Source organism: Desulforhopalus glucosivorans (assembly GCF_054397165.1).
In genome coordinates, this window is sequence record NZ_AP044854.1 from 5,363,458 (window position 1) to 5,381,306 (window position 17,849).

The following is a 17,849-nucleotide window of genomic DNA, read 5'->3' on the forward strand; positions in this document are numbered from 1 at the left end:
TTAGTGATGCTCCAAAAGATGAGACCAGGCCATTCCATTACGAGCCAAAGACGCAAATTCGTTAAGGGTTAAAATGATAAGTCCAAGATCTACAGAGTCGTCAAAAAGTGTCATTGCTTTTTCTGCAGCTTCATTTGGATTCATTTTTTCTTCGAGCCAACCATAAACTTCTTTGGCCAGAATTTTGAGGGCGATGAACTCCCCATCTCCTGTGCATGCTACGGCTCCGGCTGGTCCGCAGAAAAGTCCGCAACCTGGCAGAGGTACGTCACCAACACGTCCGAGGGCTGCTCCCTGCAACCCTCCTGAACTCAAGGCAGCGGCAAAAAGATTACCATCATAAGCCACAGCACCGACTGTATCGCAGGCAGGCAATGTATCGTTACAATGTGCCGTTCTAACTCCTGCTTTAGTTAAAGAGACAATTGGTATGTTGTGAACTTTTGCAAAACACCGAGCTCCGTCACCTACGAGGAGGATGTGAGGAGAATGGAGTAATACCCCCTGTGCGAGTTCAATGGGATTTTGAATTTCTTCTACACAGGCTACTGCCCCAAATTCACCAGTACTGAGCATACATGATGCATCCATCTGAATAGTCCGGCCATCAGCTCGTAGCTGAGAGCCAATCCCAGCATTAAATCGAGGGTCATCTTCTAAAAATCTCACAGCATGGACAACTGCCTCTAAGGATGATCTTCCTTTTTCCAGCAACTGCATCCCAATTTTTGCTGCCGTTTGCGGGCCATCGAAATTTTGAGGAGCAGATCCAGCACCTCCATGGGTAATAATTGCACGTTGAAACACAGGCATCTCCTCTTCAAAACTCTGCTATACACTGGATGTTAAGTGTAAAAAAAATCGTCCTTGTCCTTGACTAATCTCCTGAGTTCACCAACACTTTTTTGTGTTGTTTGGGTTAGTTTCGCAAGTTTCATCTGAAATGGATCCTCCTCTTTAAATGTCGCTTTGGCCTTGCTTGATAAATCTTCTAAAAGCCCTTTGTATTTATCCATTTCTTTCAGTAGCGATCGTCGTTGATCATGAGTTTCGGACAAAGACTCAATGTACGGAGCAAGTCTAGTGATTGATAACTCTACAAGAATGTCACGTGCTATATCATATCGATCCAACATAATATCGATGAGATCTAAGGCCTTCCTACTGAGGACAAATGTTTTAGGTCGACAGTCATCATCATTGCGACAGTGCGTCTGGGCCTCTTTAGCCAATATGTCGAGAACCGTCTCGTCTTCAATCAACTGATCAAGTAGTGTCTTCTGTTTAATACCTAAGTGTTTTGCAGATAATTTAAGTAGGTTGATGGTTTGCTCCGGCAGCTTGAATGTTGTTCTCACCGATTGCCTTTTTTTGAGCTCATCTGCATCAACTTGCAAAATTATCTCTTTTTCGATCTCTCTCTCTGTCATTGCTGTCCTTTTGCAAGTTCGTATTAATGTTAAAGGTATGTTATCACAGCTCCGTATGTAAAAAAAGTAATATTTAATAATATTTGATAAAATGAATATAAATTGACGTATGATAAAAAGTAACTATCATCTGGATTAGCGCTGCAGTAATTGTTCCAAAGAGAGCAGCGGTTGTGCTAGCTTTTTAATATCAAATCATTGGAGAAAACAATGAAGGTCCGCCCATTACATGATCGCATTCTCGTTAAGAGGGTTGAAGAAGAGGAGAAAACAGCTGGTGGCATTATTATTCCTGATAACGCTAAAGAAAAACCTGCAGAGGGTAAAATAGTCGAGGTTGGCCCTGGCAAACTGAACGACTCAGGAGAGCGCGTCGCTCTACAGGTAAAAAAAGGTGATGCCGTACTCTTTTCTAAATACGGTGGAACCGATGTAAGGATTGATGGAGAGGATTATCTAATCATGCGCGAAGATGATGTTCTTGGAGTAATCGAGGGATAACAAGCTGTTGTAACCATTATTTCAACCCACAATAAATTGTTTTAAAAGATACAGGAGAAAACTAGAATGGCTGGAAAAGATATCAGATATGGTTCGAAAGGCCGCGAGGCGATTCTTGCCGGAGTTAACATTCTTGCAGACGCAGTAAAAGTAACCCTTGGCCCAAAAGGCCGTAACGTCCTGATTGAAAAATCTTATGGTGCCCCGACCATCACTAAGGATGGTGTCACCGTTGCCAAAGAGATCGAGGTAAAGAACAAGATTGAGAACATGGGAGCCCAAATGGTGAAAGAGGTTGCTTCTAAAACCTCTGATGTTGCCGGTGACGGTACTACCACGGCAACCATTCTTGCCCAGGCTATCTATACTGAAGGCGTTAAACTTGTTGCTGCCGGCGCCAACCCGATGGAACTCAAGCGGGGAATCGATAAGGCTGTAGGAGTAGTCGTGAGTAAGCTTAAGGAAATTGCTACCCCGACCAAAGAGCAGAAGGAAATTGCTCAAGTTGGAACCATCTCCGCTAATAGTGATGAGACCATTGGTAACATCATTGCCGAAGCCATGGATAAGGTTGGAAAAGAAGGTGTGATCACCGTTGAGGAAGCTAAGTCAATGGAGACCACCCTTGATGTGGTTGAAGGTATGCAGTTCGACCGCGGATACCTCTCTCCTTACTTCGTTACTGATCCGGATCGTATGGAAGTGAGAATGGATGATCCTTATCTGCTGCTCATCGAGAAAAAATTATCGAACATGAAGGATCTGCTGCCAATCCTTGAGTCAGTTGTCAAGATGGGTAAAAGCCTTTTCATTATTGCTGAGGATATTGATGGCGAAGCCCTTGCGACCCTCGTTGTTAATAAGCTGCGTGGTACTCTGAACGTTGCAGCCGTTAAAGCTCCTGGCTTTGGTGATCGCAGAAAGGCGATGCTTGCAGATATTGCCACCCTAACTGGTGGACAGGTGATTACCGAAGATCTCGGAATCAAACTTGAGAACATTACTGTCGACGATCTTGGTAGTGCAAAGCGCATTGTGATCGACAAAGATACCACAACCATCGTTGATGGTAACGGTGACAAAGATAAGCTTGCAACCCGTGTGAAACAGATCCGTACCCAGATCGAAGATACCACATCCGATTATGATCGTGAGAAGCTCCAGGAACGATTGGCAAAATTAATCGGTGGTGTTGCTGTTATCAATGTTGGTGCCGCTACTGAGATTGAAATGAAAGAGAAGAAGGCTCGTGTCGAAGATGCCCTGAACGCAACTCGCGCAGCGGTAGAAGAAGGTGTTGTTCCTGGTGGTGGAGTCGCCTACATTCGCTGCCTGGGTGCGCTTGCTGCTCTTGAACTAAAAGGTGAACAGGCACTTGGTAAAAACATCCTTGTACGAGCCCTTGAAGAGCCAATTCGACAGATCGCAAACAACGCAGGCCGTGAAGGATCTGTTGTTGTCGAGAAGGTTAAAACTCTTGAAGGAGCTTATGGTTTCAATGCTGCAACAGAAGAGTACGAAGATCTTATTGCAGCAGGTGTTATTGATCCGGCAAAAGTAACACGCACAGCATTACAAAACGCGGCCTCTGTGTCGGGCATGCTTCTGACAACAGAGTGCATCATTGCGGATCTTCCTGATGATAAAAATGATGGAGGCAGCATGCCAGGAGGAATGGGCGGCATGGGTGGAATGGGTGGAATGATGTAACCATGCAATCCCCCGAAAAACTTGAATGAGCTGATGAGTTCCAATCTATGTAACAAAACGGCTTGTTGTCATCCCCTCAAGGGAACTGAATTATCCTTGAGGGTTTGAGGTTGTTGTAAGATATCATAGGAACAGAACATGACTAAGTCACAAGGATTTATTGATTATATCAAAATTAAAAGACCCTCGGTCTGGACTAGCTTAGAATATGCAGCCCAAGAAGGACTGGTCTATATTGATACCGATTCTGATGCGGTGACCGCTTCAAACAGACTTCTTTTGACGTACCCAGGACTCCATGAAATTCTTTCTACATTGATTAGCCAGTGGGCAGAATCCGCTGATAGTAATCATAATTTCTTACACGATATCCTTAATCAAGAGAAGAGAGAACATGACCAATAAAGAGGCTCAAGCCATAAATGCAGTTTTTGATTCCCTTGTTGAACCAACATTAAAGTGGTCTATCAACTCACTTAATTTACTGAAGAACATAGAAATGAAAGACGATCGTGTTATCATTGATGTTAATTTGATATCTGACGATTCTGATAAGAAGAGGATATTTATACAACAAGTAGAAAAGGCCCTGGCAGATATAGGTTTTGATAAAGTTATAGTAAACCTTGGCAAAGTTAATGTTGCAACCGAAGGAGTGAGTGGCGTTAAACATATTCTCTTGGTTGGTTCAGGTAAAGGTGGGGTTGGTAAATCAAACACTGCAGTCAACCTTGCAGTAGCTATTAGTAAACTTGGATTCAAAACGGGTCTTATGGACGGTGATATTTATGGTCCGTCCTTCCCAACAATGCTTGGAGTAACTGAAAAACCAGAAGTTCTTACATCTGAATATCTTTTACCAATAGAACGTCATGGTATTAAAACCATGTCTATTGGTTATCTTGTGGACAAAGGGAAAGCCCTTACCTGGCGAGGAAACCTTACCAGTGGGACTGTATTGCAGTTTATTCAAAAAACATTCTGGGGATCTCTTGACTATCTGGTCATAGACTTACCCCCTGGAACGGGCGATATCCCTCTCACGCTTGCTCATAAAATAAAATGTGACGGTGTTCTTTTAGTCACAACTCCACAAAATATAGCTCTGGATGATGTGCGAAGAGCCGTAAGTATGTTCCAGGAGTGTGAAATTCCGATTATCGGCATTGTCGAAAACATGAGTTATGGGGTTTGTAGTAGTTGTGGTCATCACAATCATTACTTCTCAAAAGCGAAACCGGGCTCCGCTGATGACCCGTTAACAGATATTGAAACACTTTGTTCGATTCCTCTGTCAAAAGAAATCTGCAGTGCAGCAGATGCAGGTACACCTTTAATGCTCTTGGAAGGAGATATTGTTACTAAGAAAATATTCGAGGGCCTTGCGGTTAGGATCACAGAAAGTATAGGCAGGAAAGAAAAGCAATCAGTCCCCGGAAAAGAAACAACCGTATGTCTTGTCTAGAATTTAACAAGCTTCTGTAAAGAGGTGCTGGGTGTTTCCTCTCGTAGGGGTAAAAGAGAATCAGCAATAAAAATCATTACCGAAGGAATCCTGGACAATGGCTCCAGTGAGTTCTTATGTACTGTTTGAATTTGATGCCAGCAGTTAACCGAGGAGAGAATGCTCATGGTAGACGAGTTTACAGAAATAAATCAGGACAATAGCCAAGACATGGATGAGGCTGCCGTTTGGAAGAAAAAATATTTATATATGTTGGCAGATCTGGAGAATACCCAAAAGAGATTAATTCGTAGTTCTGCTCAGGAAGTTGATCAACAAAAAAAAGAACTTCTTAGGGACGTGCTACCAATTGCTGATGGTATAGATATGGCCCTGATGCATCTTACGCACCAGGAAGACTGCAAAAACATTTTAGATGGAGTCGAATTGATCCGCAACTTAATCAATAAATTTTTAACGAAGTATGATGTGCAGGAAATTGATGCCTGGGGCAAGCCTTTTGACCCAACTCTGCAAGAGGCTATCGGAATGATACAACATCCTGAAATACCGGCAAATACAGTGGCAAGAGTCGAACAAAAGGGCTATCTGTATCGCAACGAATTGTTGCGCTCCGCAAGGGTTTTAGTGGTATCCGGGAAGTAGGCTTTTTTGCACTGGTAAAAAATCGAACAGATAAGGCGAATGATGGAATATAAAGATTACTACGCCATTTTGGGTTTAGACCGAGGTGCTGATGCAAAGGAAATCAAGAAAGCATATCGTAAGCTTGCACGAAAACATCATCCTGATGTTACATCTGATTCTGAATCCTCGAAACAACAATTCTTTGATATAAATGAGGCTCATGAGGTTTTGTCCGACCCTCAAAAGAGAAAAGAGTATGATCAATTCGGTTCTCAATGGAAAAATCACCAGCAGTCAGGAGGTAACCACGAGGATTTTAATTGGAATCAAAAACAATCTGATAGTCATCAGAGTGATACCTATCGTACAGTCAATCCTGAGGATTTTGAGGAATTGTTTGGTACTAAAGGTGGAAGTTCTCCCTTTTTTGATAACCTGTTTGGCGGAAATGCAAGCCAGCAAGGGGGCGCTGGCATGGGTGGGCAGCGGTTCTACCAACAACCAAGATCAAGGCAAGGGCAGGATATGGAGCATTCCGTCCAGGTGACACTCCATGAGGCATTTCACGGCACGAAACGATCTCTGGAGTGGGAAGACGGTCGTAAGGTTGATGCCAAAATTCCACCTGGGGTGAAAACCGGTTCACGCGTTAGACTAAAAGGACAGGGAGGGACAGGAATCAGTGGTGGTCCATCAGGGGATCTGTTTCTTAATATCACAGTGTTACCTGATGATCGTTTACGTCGCGACAATAACGATCTGGCCACTACTGTGCAGGTAGATCTTTTCACAATGCTGCTTGGAGGCAAGTTATCCGTTTCAGGTATCAATCGGACTGTAAAACTAGATATTCCTCCAGAGACGAGCAATGGTAGGGTTTTTAGGCTTAAGGGTCTGGGTATGCCACAGCTCAAAAAGTCCAGTGAGTTTGGAGATTTATACGTTACAGTGGAAACAGTTCTACCTCAAAAATTGACCGAAAAGGAAAAGGATTTGGTCAAACAATGGCAGGGTATACATTAACCGACAAAGGCATATTGCTGAATCTATAGTTGAGAGACAATATGAATAAATATCAGGTTGTAATTTATTCCGATACCCCGGATGTCCATTTCGATTACACAACAGCGGCCACCCTCGCAAAGGTTTCCAGGCAATTTATCCGCCTTTGTGAGTGTGAAGAATTGATTTCATGTCATAAGATGATTCATGGCAAAAAGGGATTATGTTTTGCTGAAGTGCAAAAACTCAAACTCATTCGGCATTTACATGAAGATATGGGGTTTTCTCTTGATGCTGTGGATTTTTTACTTCGATATCGGCAAAGAATGATGGCCCTGAGACAGCAATTGAAAGAGCAGAAAAAACAGATGCTCACCAAAGATCGGCAATATGAAGCTGAAATATTTGCTCTTCGTCGGCAAATCAAGCGGCTGTCAGAAGGATAATATCTTTACATCGACTGCTGAACCGCGCAAAACGATGAGGTGGTAATACAACATGGAAGCTGAAGTGAAATACCTGGAAGATGAGCAACTGGAAAACGGCGTTGTGGTAAGGTTTTATGATGACTCCCGAAGGGTGGCCGGTGATCGCTGGCAGGTTTCAGTGCGCTACGATGCCGTAGTCTCGGTCTCTGAAAGCTTTTGGAGTCTGGTGAGTGGAGAGCCGGAATTGATTATAGAGATTCGTGCCGCCTTAGGATCGGATGTTAGGCTTACCCAGGTCAATGAACGGAATTTTATATCAGTGAAGGAAAAGGAGGGCTTGGTTGCCGAAATACTCAACCGTGCTCGCAAAAACATCTTCGGTTATCTCGCTGATCCTGGATTTCCCGAGCGTCTTTTTAAACGTCGCTTTAAGGAAGAGTGCGAGAAAATTGAGCGGAAAAAGAGAGAGGTGTACGTGCCGGACAACGAAGATATTGAAGAGCCAGTTGATTTTTCCCATCTTTTCTTAGATGTGAAAAAGAGCGAATAGCGCAAATCAATTCAGGGGGGTATTTGCTTTATTTAAAGCAAAAAATCCACTAATTGAACCAGTGAGGAATTGGTTAACATAGCCACCTCGAAGATGTATATCATCAACAATATCTTAATGTTACTGCCACTGTGGATCTGCAGGGACACACGTAGTCGTAATGGTTGAAGCTATTATTGGATCTACGTAACAAAATATAGCCGAATAAATATGTTATAATTTGGTCATTAACATCCTGTTTTTTCATCAAAAGAAAAAGGAGGACAAAATGACCGAAGCCGTAGGTATACGCAAAGACGTACCAAACCGGGAATATCACTCAACTCCACAAATTTACCCCACTCGGGGAATACCAGCCACCACTGTGCTATCTGATAAACGGCGCACACTGGATCGCTGGATCAACCGCATTAAAACGAGCAATCTACCTGGAGATAATCTTGCTGTAGAGCACTTGCGAGAAAAATACATCAAGAATCTTTCCTTACGGACTATCGATAATAGCAGTGATGCGATCCTACACTTTTTATATTTTCTTGATACACATGGGCGTTCAATATTGACATTGACGATTCGTGGTATCAGTGCTTTTGTAGAATATGAGCAGGATCGGGGGTTAAAAGCTTCATCGGTAAGTTGTCACTTGAGCACGATCTATGCTTTTCTTAATCACCTCGTAGGAAAGGGTCACCCGGCCCAATCTACCTTGGCAGAACGAAGTTTGCCTGGAGGCGAAAGCGATACCCTTCAGAGCCGCTATCCGGACTCTCCAGCCAATAACCGACTCCAGCCTGCAAACTGACCGGTAGCTTACCCATCCATACAAGTTTGGAAACTGCAAAGTTGATAGGCACCGACCATGATTCACTTTCCCAGTTATAGGTAGTTTCAGATTGTAGAGATACCGTCCAGGCTGTTGGCCAGGTATAGGCCGCAAAGGGTTGAATAAAGCTGTTATTGATATCCAAGCGATCGCTATCTCCTGCAAAAGACCAGACATGATTGGCCAATGCTCCAACCGTCCAGCTTCCAATCTCTTTCAACACGATTCCGCTTGGCCCAGCGCCCCATTTCTCCCCACCAAGTTGCGGCTCGGTTGCTGTGGGCGCAAGCAGTATCGGACCGATTCCCCACATAATCCCACCAGGATTCGACTTTTTCGGGGAAAAGAACATGGTCAAGCTCGTGTCCCCAAGCCCGAACTGCGAACCTGCGTCGGGTACAATGTCCTCCTGGTAGATAACTGGCATAATCGTTCGAGTGATAATGTTCCATTCTTCATTAAGCCCGAAAGGTATGACAGGCTGGATATTGGTCTGTATTTTGGTCCCCTCATCACTAGGACCAATATTTGAATCATAATTCATTTGAACTGGCAGTGTGATAAGGTCAGCAATTGGGTTTGCCAGGTCCTGGGCGAGGTCGGCATCTTCGCCTTGGGAAGATTTCGCAAGAGAAACGAACCCCAACAAATATACCAGTCCAAAAGTTGTTAAAACTGCCACACAGGTTTTCATCTTCTTCCTCCCTTCTGGGTTTCCCCCAGGCTTCAAAACACTGCTATTCAACTCTCCACTTCAACTCAGTTTATTGGTTGAAGATCCCGTTTCACCCTGGGTTCCTCAAGGACGCCCCACTGAAGTGTTGTTGCTGTTGTTTATTTTGCAGGCTTTGCCTCCGGTGCTGTCCATGTACCGTCAAAATACGATTTCTGGGGTAGGTATATTCGCAGCATATAGTTCCATCCGGGCATAATCGGAAGAAAATTATCTTTTGACGAATCACCTCCAAAGTGTATCGTTACTGAACCGTCTTTATCAGCTTTCGCTTTACGGCTGTTGATGACATATTTATTGTGCTCGTTATCCTGAAAGAACCCATCAGCGTTGTAAACGCTGATGGACCAGAAAGCGTCTTTTGCCGCAGGCACGTTCTTGAGCGTCAGTATATAAGGTGTTTTGCCATCATTTTTTTGAGGGACATAGGACCTGTAAACCGCGTTCTCAGGCTTCCAACCGCCCCATGTATCGGCAGTACCGACAATATGTGCAACCGGATCGACTTCTTCGATGTTGCCGCCATAGGCAGTGTCCCGAATCGGCAGATATTTACCCAATATTTTTAATGCCTCACGCATTTCTTTAAGTGCTTCACGATCCCAATTAGGAACCTCGAACTTGCCTCTGGACTTTTGGAATAATTTCAGCCCGTCCTGAGCCTTGTGAGCCTCGTCCAGATCATCTTGGTCCTCCGCGTCAGCAAGCGTTCGCACAATGACTGCAACATACCGGCTCCCCATCTTTTCCTCTGTCAGCGTGTACTTTCCTGGTTTGTAGGCTACCAGTGTGGCAAAGTGTCCCTCATTTACTACAAGGAGCGATTGGTAGCGGCCCTGTGTATCGGGCTTGATAATAGTGGCGGATTCTGTGAGATCAAGCACCACTGAGGAGTATAAGGTGTCCCGGTTCATCCGTACCACATTCTGTTTGTCGATGGGCGTAAATCCACGATCATGAAACCATTTGCCAAAACTATTCTGGGACTCGATGCCAAGTTGCATCATAAAGTGCGTTTCAGCAGTGGCAAACTTGTCCAGGGTGACAGGTACTTTTTCAGATGCACCTGACTTTTTTTCGACGGCATAGACAGGTGCTGATACAATGGCTAAAAGCAAAAGTCCGACACTAAATAAATTACCTTTTTTAAAATTCATGTTCACCACTCCTTAATGTATGTCGAAAATCTACTTAACCATTTCAATCTTACCCGGCCGCCAGGTTTTATCGAACCATGGATCCAAAGGACCATACAGTCTAAGAATAAGCCAGAAGCCTTTACCTGGAACCGTCTGTGCCCAATTGTTCTCTTGACCTTCCGGAGCTTCGGGGCCAAAATAAATATCTGTTGAACCGTCTGCATTTATTTTTACTTCTGCGCTCTGGCTGTTAAGGCTCGGAAACTGCTGATCGGTCTGCAGCATGGAACGGGTTTGCGAATCATAAAGCACCACGGACCAGAAATCCTTGGCAGGAACATTGGGGGGCAGCGTCAACTTGTAGGTTTTGCTTCCATCAAGCCAGTTGCCTTCCGAATCTTTTGCTGCGGCTGCATATTGAGAGCCGATACCGGGCATGGCTACTGCCATGGCCGGGGTGATGCCTATGGCATTGTACATGAACATTGTGCGTGCATCCCGATGGAGCCACCCCTCTTTAGCCATAAACTCATGATTTCCAATGGCAAAGGCGCTGAACCAGGTGGGATCATCTTCATAAAAAGTGACCGATGGGTCATTGGAAGCCCAGGATATGGTTCTGGCTATGGCGGCGCCTGTAAAGGCCGCTTCATCCATGATTGATTTCATACGGTCATCCGGTTTGAAGTAATGACCTTTTACAATCCCTAGCAGGGCGAGTCTGCCTTTTCTATCAACATCTATAGCGTCTTCATGCTCCTCCTGCACAACAGCATTAAGCTCTTCATAAAATTCATGATTATTTGCGTGAATGGTATTGTGGGGCACACCCGAACCATTTTTAAAATCCATTGGCGGAGGATTATCAGCTTTTTTAAGAGGATAGATCCGGAGTCCTGTCTTGAAACTTTCCACTGCCGGTGCGGGATCTCCATTGACCAGGAATCCCCTGATTATAAACCACACCCCGTATGTTTTGGATCTAAACACATGGTAACCTTCAGGAACATTGTCTTTGTATTCAGGAGGAAGGATCAGAAACTTGCCTCCCTGACCTTTATCTGGGCCTGCATTCCCGATATCGCCAACATAACGCATCCACATGTCGTCTAAAATACCAAGAACATTGGGTGGAGATTCTATCACTATCGGTCCGTCTTTTTTTAAATCTAAAAAATTTGAGGCATATACTGTTTCCGTATTTGCTGTAAGCCACAGTGCTTTGGAATCCATAAGGGTTTCAAAGAGGGCCATCTGGTTACATTCATGGACTCCCAGACTCCTGAAGCCTTCACGAACTGCGTAAATGGATGCAGCACTCATTTCATCTAGAAATACATCGACCGCCCTGTGGAAATAGAGATAGGCATGCATTTTTTGAGCAGTCTCATCCGAAGGGAATCCGTCAAAGAACTCAAGAGTACCCAGCCTTGTATCGACTTTGTCAGGTATCATAATAGATGCCGGGATATCCGTCGTCATCTTCATCTTTAGAGCCTTGCCAGCCTGCCCTGATGCAGCGGCCTCTCCACTTTTACAGCCTGCCAATTCCAACATAGATAGCATCATAAGCACTGCCAGAAATAATCCCCCGCAAAACAGCATAGAATGTCTATTCGTCATTGGTTATCCTTTCATAAAAATCAAAAAGTTGAGGCACACTTTAATACCGGCAAGTCTATAAACGTTTTGAGTATTCGTTAACATCTTCGGCTATGCCTTCGAGCATGAATCTTTATAGTTTAAATGGGGCTTACCCCCTGATTACTTCACCCGGCTAAAACTTTTCCGCCTTAAGCAGAGAGCTTTCAACAAGTCAACTGACTGCTCGCTGTCGATGATGATATGGATGCCGCTGTTCGACCCATGGGCATGGTAATAGAAAACGATTATGCAGAAATCTTGTGACTTTAATTTAGCTATTTACCAAAAGATAATGTGTTAGGCAATAGGGGGGCTTATATAATAATTCGAAAATGATACATGGTGGCACTGGTAGCAACAAATGAGTAAAATGCTACCCAGCATGAGGATGTCTACCGAGACTTCAGGGAAACAGGCAACCGGAGTGGTTGTAGCTTGTATTGGCAATGTTAAGCAAATTTGCAAATTTATACTATTCCTATCTCGATGATTCAGCTGCCTCAAAATCCTAACAGTAAAACCGGAATCTGAAACCTGATCATAATCCATGAGAGTGTTGAAGGACGAATATTTTCACCGATACCAAAATGATTTTTAAAGCTGGCTGAAGTTCGATGGTAAGCAGATTCCGAAAAGTGTATCAAAATCCGTCTCATAAATTTAATTCTAGATTTGCCCTAAAACTGACGGCAGCCTTTGTTCATTAATAAATTGATGAATATCTCGATTGAGTTGGTCGGCTAGAGAGATGTGAATACAGTGGCCTCCGTTTTTGTATAACTGGTACTTTGAATGTTGGATTGCCTTATGTATAGCCTCAGAATATTTGTGTGGGCAAATAAGGTCGTCATTGCTCGAAGCGACAAAAAGAGGGGGGACAATCTCATTGAGACGGGTTGAAATATCAAACCCCATGCACGCCTCCACCTGAGCGTTATAGCTTTGTTGACATTTTTTCTCCGCACTTTGGATCAACTGATGTTTAATCATCTCATGTTGGTTCTTTTGTGTGAAAAATGTTTTAGGGAAGACCCAGTGCATCTGCTCTTCAACCTGTATCTCTATAGGGACTTCCTGTGTCTCTATTTCTTGCCATGATCGCAAAAGAGCGCGGGTTTTTTTAGGGATAAATGCAGAGGAGTTACAAATAGTCAAAGACAGGAGTCTTTCTGGATGTTGAAGCGCAAACTGGAGACAGATAAATCCCCCCATGGAAGTGCCCACAAGGTGTATTGCATCCAGATTAAGGTGATCTATCAAACTGAGTAAGTCCTGCTTCATTTGCGATATAGAGTAGGGGCCAACAGTAGAATCAGATTCACCCGCACCTCGATTATCAAAAACCACAGTTTTGAAGTGGTTTTTAAAGTATTGTATCTGAAAGTGCCACCCTTCCTTTGGCATACCGAGTCCACCAACAAAAACTACTGGTATGCCTTTGCCAGCCACAGAGTAGGCTATTGAGCAGTCATTGATTTGAGCTCGGGCCATATTACACCTCTATTCCCGCACAAAAGGAACATTCCCGTCGAGGGGTGAATATTTCCTCTGTTTTTTCATAGTTATAAAGGTTGAGAGAAATTCGTCTATTATACAGTAAACAGGGTACATGCCCTGTCACATGTTTAAGTGTTTCGTTGACCATCATCCCTGTTGCCATCATTATATACGGAATGATAATGCCATGCTGGTGTTGCTCGTTAATTTTTTTGATCAGCGGATCGTCAAAACTTATGACGCCTTCTGGAGGCATGGAACAATTGAAACATATTGTGGTTCCTGGAACTACTATAGGTCCTACTGCGATCGAGTTTTTTAGAGCTCCAAGGCCAAACAGAACTGGTACTGATGTTTGGTAACTGGCTTCGTTGATCCATGTGAAGATTTTCTCCCTTGGAGTATCGATACAGTTAATAACAAAATCACATCCCTGCATTATTTCTGCGCACTCACTGGTGCTGGTTATTTTACGGTTTAAAAACCGGTATTCGATATGAGGATTTTGTCGTAAAGCCTGTTCGCGCAATACGTCAAGTTTAGGCCGGTCTATATCGTTGTGTCCATACATCGACTGTCTGTTTAAATTACTTAGCTCTATTGTATCATAATCCACCACAGTAATTTTACCAAACCCACAGGAAATAAGTTGATCAAATACGTGGCAGCCAAAACCTCCGGCTCCTAAAAGAAGGACGTGGCAAGTCTTTATTTTGTGCTGTTGCAAGAGGCTGTACTCAATTCCATTTCGTTCAAAGCCCGCGAAATAAAGGAGCTGTCGTGAATAACGTTCACGGTCATAATATGGCAGATTTGATTGGTGAGGGTCAGTAACATTTTCCAATAGGAGCTGTTTATCGAACCTATCAATCATTTTGAGAATCTTGTCTATCTCAATTTTATCCTCTTTAGCTGTAAGTTGCTCGGCTATTTCTTCAACACTATGCCTGCCATCTAGTAGCATTAGCAGTCGCCTTTCAAAACTCTTTAAAGGGGGCAATATAATTCTGTCTGTACCTGTAAACATCATCACAATAGACTTTTTTTGCAGAATAAATGAAAAAATAGATGGTTTGATTTGTGGTCTGCTTTCTTTTGTAAATCGCATGATTATCTCGTTTATAAGTATGATTGAATATTGATTAAATATAAATTGAATAAAACTTGATTTCTCGCAATATTCATTAGATAATTATCTGTGGTCGTTGGTGGCCAATGTGTACATTCTTATCATTCCTATTAAACACCTTACAAAGGAGAAACCGAATGTCTATTGAAAGTGCAAAAGATTTTTATGAAAAAATCCAGAAAGATGCTGTTTTGGCGGGCAAGTTAGAGGCTGCTGCAAAAGAGGATCGGCAACAGATGATCAAAGACGCTGGTTTTGACTTTACTAAAGCAGAGATGCAGGAGGTTGCAGCAGCTAATGCGGAGCTGAGCGCAGATGATCTAGCAAATGTAACCGGTGGGAGTACATCTGGATGGGTTAACACCGGTGCAACTGTTGCCGGTGCTGTCGCTTCAGCCTTCTAAAGAAACTTCACCTCACGATATTGAATCTAACCATGCCGTTCCTGCAGTTTCTGTGTGGGGACGGTTTCTCTTTAGTTAACCTTTCAATATAACATAACTATCCATGTCAGAGCCGATCATTTTCTACTCAGAAGCCCACAATTGTAACAAAGGGCAAGGGACAGATCCCTATATTCATACTGCCACCGACCTGATCGACAGATTACGGCCAGTGACAGACTTTATTGGATTAAAACGACTTGCTGATCTTAGCACGATTGACCGACTGGGGTTTTCCGTTGCAAACGCAATACGTCCCTTCCCAAACGGGTATTCGGTTTCTCATGGAAAAGGTAATTCAGTCGGTGCCGCCAAGGCCTCTGCTGTTATGGAGTCGATTGAGCGTTTTCATACCGCCCCGGAGTCCGTTGGGTTCTATAGGGCAAGCTATAATGAACTGGTCGATCAAAATAAAACGGTTATCCCTGTAGAGTTCCTGCCCCTAAGCAAACAGAACTTTTGGACCCGGGACACCGTTGAACTGTGGCATGATTGCTTTGACATCATCAATCGAAAGGAAGTACCTGTTCCTTGGGAACTCGTGGTGATGCCGCGAGGGCGAGAGCACAATTCCAATTTTTGTACATCCTCTAATGGTATGAGTTCAGGTACTACTTTTTTGGAAGCGCTTTCCCAGGCATTGCTCGAAGTCATTGAGCGGGACGCTGTGTCCTGTCATCACCTGGCTAAAAAATTGAGTGGCTCACCAGCCCTACCACGCCCTCTTGATTATGAGTCCATTCCGTATGATTCGGTGAAAGATAAAATTAAAAGATGTAGAGACGCCAAAGTCGAACCACTGATATTTGAATGTAGTAACGAGTTTGGTATTCCGGTTTATGAATGTGGGCTCGTGGATCTAATGGAAAAAGATATGCCGTTTACGACAGGCTGGGGGGCTGGACTAGATGATGAAAATGCCCTTAGCCGTGCGATCAACGAAGCAGCACAGGCGAGGGCAATTTTTCTTTCAGGGGTAAGGGAGACTTTTCTGGAACCTGACATGTATAACAACCGGTATGATGATTCCTCCGAGAATATTGCTGCCTTTCATGCCCAGGGAAAAGCGGCAGGATACTATCCGGTAAAGGGCCAGCAGAAGAAGATCCCTGATAGTTTCGAAGGTGATGTCAAAGAGATAATTGTACAGCTAAGGGAAAATGGAATTCATCAGATACTTGTAAAAGATCTGACCTGTCCAGAGATAAAGGACCATGTCAGAGTGATACGGGTTGTTGTGCCGGGGCTTGATGGACCGTCGGAGTTGCCAAATTATGCCCCCGGTAATCGCGCTACTCGATCAGCAAATGCACTGTTAGAAAGTGATGGAGGCGTGAATCGATGACTATTCTCATTTTTTGTGGACCAACCATAAGTGCTCAGGAGGTTTCAAGCAAACTTGAAAACGCTGTTGTGCTCCCTCCGCCTGTTCAGGGAGACATCCTGGCCGCTCTAGGAAAATACAGACCCAAGGCTATTGGTCTTATCGATGCCGGATTTCCACGTTCAGCCTGGGTGAGTGAACTCCACTATGCTCTCCGTTCGGGGGTAAGCGTATATGGTGCCGGAGTACAGGGAGCACTAAGGGCGGTTGAGCTTCGCGATTATGGCATGAAGGGCTACGGTGAAGCCTTCTTGCGGGTGCAGGCGGGAAATATTGGCGATGATGCACTCCTCTGCCATTACAGCCAAAATGGAACGGCGTATATCAGGCATACCGAATCACTACTTACTATCGAGGCAACCCTTACAGCTGCGTACGAAGCAGGAGAACTTACAGCGACAATGCTGCAAAAATTGAATGAGCGAGCACTGCATCTTCACTGGAAAGAAAGAAATTGGGAAAATATACTTTTGCCTGACTATTTTGAGAGCGACACCAAATCAAAGGACATTTGGACGTGGATAGAACGTAACATCGTTGATATTGCAAAACGTGATGCCTTTGAATTGCTTACAGCACTTGTCTCGGAGCAGCCACAACTAGCAGGCAATAACTATGTGCCAATAGAACTCTCTGGTACTCTTGCTCATGTAAATATCCGAGAACGAAAGGTAGAAAGAAAGCAAGGAGAGGTCCCTCCGTTTTCTATTGCTCACCACACCGCTCTTAATCATCAAACACCATTGCAGAGAACCTTTGATGCAATGAACAGAGAACTTGTGAACTTCTTTGCCGAACGGATGGAGTTTCAAGTGAGTGAAGAGGAGATTGAATTTGAGCGCAGGGTAATTGTTCAGGAACAATCCCTCGCTGAAGGTAGCCTCGCAAAATGGCAAGAGGACAACGATCTGACCCAGGAAGATATGCAAACATTCCTCTATAAAAATGCCCTCTGCCGGAAAATGCACCAGTGGATGATAATGAAAAACGGATTTGCAAAATCAACTGGTCCTCTACTTGATCAACTCAGGATATGTGGGGAGTATCCGACTTTTGCGGAGTCAGCCGCCGCCATTGAAACCTCCAAAAGAGCTAGCAATGGGGAGTTTGAGGGGAAATTTAACCAGTATAGCCTGGAAGAACTCCTTGCTTTGAGGAAAAAAAGGGTGGGGGGTGAGGAGGAACTTCCCTGGGCTTCACCCTATAATCAGTCCGCAAGAGTCCTTGGGATGAACAGACAAGAGCTCGTTTATGAGCTGAGACGTGAGACATTTCATTACAGGAAAAGTATGGAAGCAATTTTTGATGCACTTCTCGATGATGAGCAGGAGTAATCACTATACT

19 protein-coding genes are annotated in these 17,849 nt (G+C 44.0%); 12 read left to right on the forward strand and 7 right to left on the reverse strand.

Going from position 1 to position 17,849, the window contains the following annotated elements; translation table 11 throughout:
* Both ACX6CI_RS22905 and ACX6CI_RS22910 read right to left on the reverse strand, forming a co-directional pair.
* Entirely contained in the window at window positions 1-807 is an 807-nt protein-coding gene (locus tag ACX6CI_RS22905; protein WP_458775973.1) for an isoaspartyl peptidase/L-asparaginase, read from the reverse strand.
* Window positions 808-845: 38 nt separating this feature from the next.
* Window positions 846-1,430: a hypothetical protein gene (locus tag ACX6CI_RS22910; protein ID WP_458775974.1), complete on the reverse strand. Its 585-nt coding sequence runs from the start codon at window positions 1,428-1,430 to the stop codon at window positions 846-848.
* Between the two features lie 210 nt (window positions 1,431-1,640).
* On the opposite strand from ACX6CI_RS22910, the gene groES reads away from it, so the two are divergent.
* The 9 genes from groES (at window position 1,641) to ACX6CI_RS22955 (ending at window position 8,515) form a co-directional block, all read left to right on the forward strand.
* Complete coding sequence (gene groES / locus ACX6CI_RS22915) at window positions 1,641-1,931, forward strand: co-chaperone GroES (RefSeq protein WP_458775975.1); 291 nt, start codon at window positions 1,641-1,643, stop codon at window positions 1,929-1,931.
* 66 nt (window positions 1,932-1,997) lie between these two features.
* Window positions 1,998-3,641 (forward strand): chaperonin GroEL, encoded by a 1,644-nt coding sequence (gene groL / locus ACX6CI_RS22920; protein WP_458775976.1) that lies wholly within the window; start codon window positions 1,998-2,000, stop codon window positions 3,639-3,641.
* 138 nt (window positions 3,642-3,779) lie between these two features.
* Window positions 3,780-4,046, forward strand: a complete 267-nt coding sequence (locus tag ACX6CI_RS22925) for a hypothetical protein (protein WP_458775977.1) — start codon at window positions 3,780-3,782, stop codon at window positions 4,044-4,046.
* Window positions 4,036-5,106, forward strand: coding sequence for an Mrp/NBP35 family ATP-binding protein (locus ACX6CI_RS22930; RefSeq protein WP_458775978.1), 1,071 nt, complete (start codon window positions 4,036-4,038; stop codon window positions 5,104-5,106). Before ACX6CI_RS22925 ends, ACX6CI_RS22930 begins: the two co-directional genes overlap by 11 nt.
* Window positions 5,107-5,271: 165 nt before the next feature.
* Entirely contained in the window at window positions 5,272-5,751 is a 480-nt protein-coding gene (locus ACX6CI_RS22935) for a nucleotide exchange factor GrpE (RefSeq protein WP_458775979.1), read from the forward strand.
* 39 nt (window positions 5,752-5,790) lie between these two features.
* A complete protein-coding gene (locus tag ACX6CI_RS22940) occupies window positions 5,791-6,756 on the forward strand; it encodes a DnaJ C-terminal domain-containing protein (RefSeq protein ID WP_458775980.1) in 966 nt (321 codons plus the stop codon).
* Window positions 6,757-6,797: 41 nt separating this feature from the next.
* Complete coding sequence (locus tag ACX6CI_RS22945) at window positions 6,798-7,181, forward strand: hypothetical protein (RefSeq protein ID WP_458775981.1); 384 nt, start codon at window positions 6,798-6,800, stop codon at window positions 7,179-7,181.
* A 52-nt stretch (window positions 7,182-7,233) separates the two neighbouring features.
* Window positions 7,234-7,713 (forward strand): hypothetical protein, encoded by a 480-nt coding sequence (locus ACX6CI_RS22950; protein WP_458775982.1) that lies wholly within the window; start codon window positions 7,234-7,236, stop codon window positions 7,711-7,713.
* A gap of 268 nt (window positions 7,714-7,981) precedes the next feature.
* Complete coding sequence (locus tag ACX6CI_RS22955) at window positions 7,982-8,515, forward strand: site-specific integrase (protein ID WP_458775983.1); 534 nt, start codon at window positions 7,982-7,984, stop codon at window positions 8,513-8,515.
* On the opposite strand, the gene ACX6CI_RS22960 is transcribed toward ACX6CI_RS22955, so the two are convergent.
* The 5 genes from ACX6CI_RS22960 to ACX6CI_RS22980 all read right to left on the reverse strand — a co-directional run bounded on the left by ACX6CI_RS22960 (window position 8,415) and on the right by ACX6CI_RS22980 (window position 14,657).
* Window positions 8,415-9,230 carry a transporter gene (locus ACX6CI_RS22960; protein WP_458775984.1) on the reverse strand — a complete coding sequence of 272 codons (816 nt, stop codon included), beginning with the start codon at window positions 9,228-9,230 and terminating at the stop codon, window positions 8,415-8,417. The genes ACX6CI_RS22955 and ACX6CI_RS22960 overlap by 101 nt on opposite strands.
* A 140-nt stretch (window positions 9,231-9,370) precedes the next feature.
* Window positions 9,371-10,426: a DUF1214 domain-containing protein gene (locus ACX6CI_RS22965; RefSeq protein ID WP_458775985.1), complete on the reverse strand. Its 1,056-nt coding sequence runs from the start codon at window positions 10,424-10,426 to the stop codon at window positions 9,371-9,373.
* 30 nt (window positions 10,427-10,456) lie between these two features.
* Complete coding sequence (locus ACX6CI_RS22970) at window positions 10,457-12,031, reverse strand: DUF1254 domain-containing protein (protein WP_458775986.1); 1,575 nt, start codon at window positions 12,029-12,031, stop codon at window positions 10,457-10,459.
* A 687-nt stretch (window positions 12,032-12,718) separates the two neighbouring features.
* Window positions 12,719-13,543: an alpha/beta fold hydrolase gene (locus tag ACX6CI_RS22975; RefSeq protein ID WP_458775987.1), complete on the reverse strand. Its 825-nt coding sequence runs from the start codon at window positions 13,541-13,543 to the stop codon at window positions 12,719-12,721.
* 1 nt (window position 13,544) lies between these two features.
* Window positions 13,545-14,657, reverse strand: a complete 1,113-nt coding sequence (locus ACX6CI_RS22980) for a HesA/MoeB/ThiF family protein (RefSeq protein ID WP_458775988.1) — start codon at window positions 14,655-14,657, stop codon at window positions 13,545-13,547.
* 158 nt (window positions 14,658-14,815) lie between these two features.
* Between ACX6CI_RS22980 and ACX6CI_RS22985 the strand changes: the two genes are divergently transcribed.
* The 3 genes from ACX6CI_RS22985 (at window position 14,816) to ACX6CI_RS22995 (ending at window position 17,839) form a co-directional block, all read left to right on the forward strand.
* Window positions 14,816-15,082 (forward strand): Nif11-like leader peptide family RiPP precursor, encoded by a 267-nt coding sequence (locus tag ACX6CI_RS22985; protein WP_458775989.1) that lies wholly within the window; start codon window positions 14,816-14,818, stop codon window positions 15,080-15,082.
* Between the two features lie 103 nt (window positions 15,083-15,185).
* Window positions 15,186-16,466, forward strand: a complete 1,281-nt coding sequence (locus tag ACX6CI_RS22990) for a YcaO-like family protein (protein ID WP_458775990.1) — start codon at window positions 15,186-15,188, stop codon at window positions 16,464-16,466.
* Window positions 16,463-17,839: a TfuA-like protein gene (locus ACX6CI_RS22995; RefSeq protein WP_458775991.1), complete on the forward strand. Its 1,377-nt coding sequence runs from the start codon at window positions 16,463-16,465 to the stop codon at window positions 17,837-17,839. Before ACX6CI_RS22990 ends, ACX6CI_RS22995 begins: the two co-directional genes overlap by 4 nt.
* Window positions 17,840-17,849 lie beyond the last annotated feature (10 nt).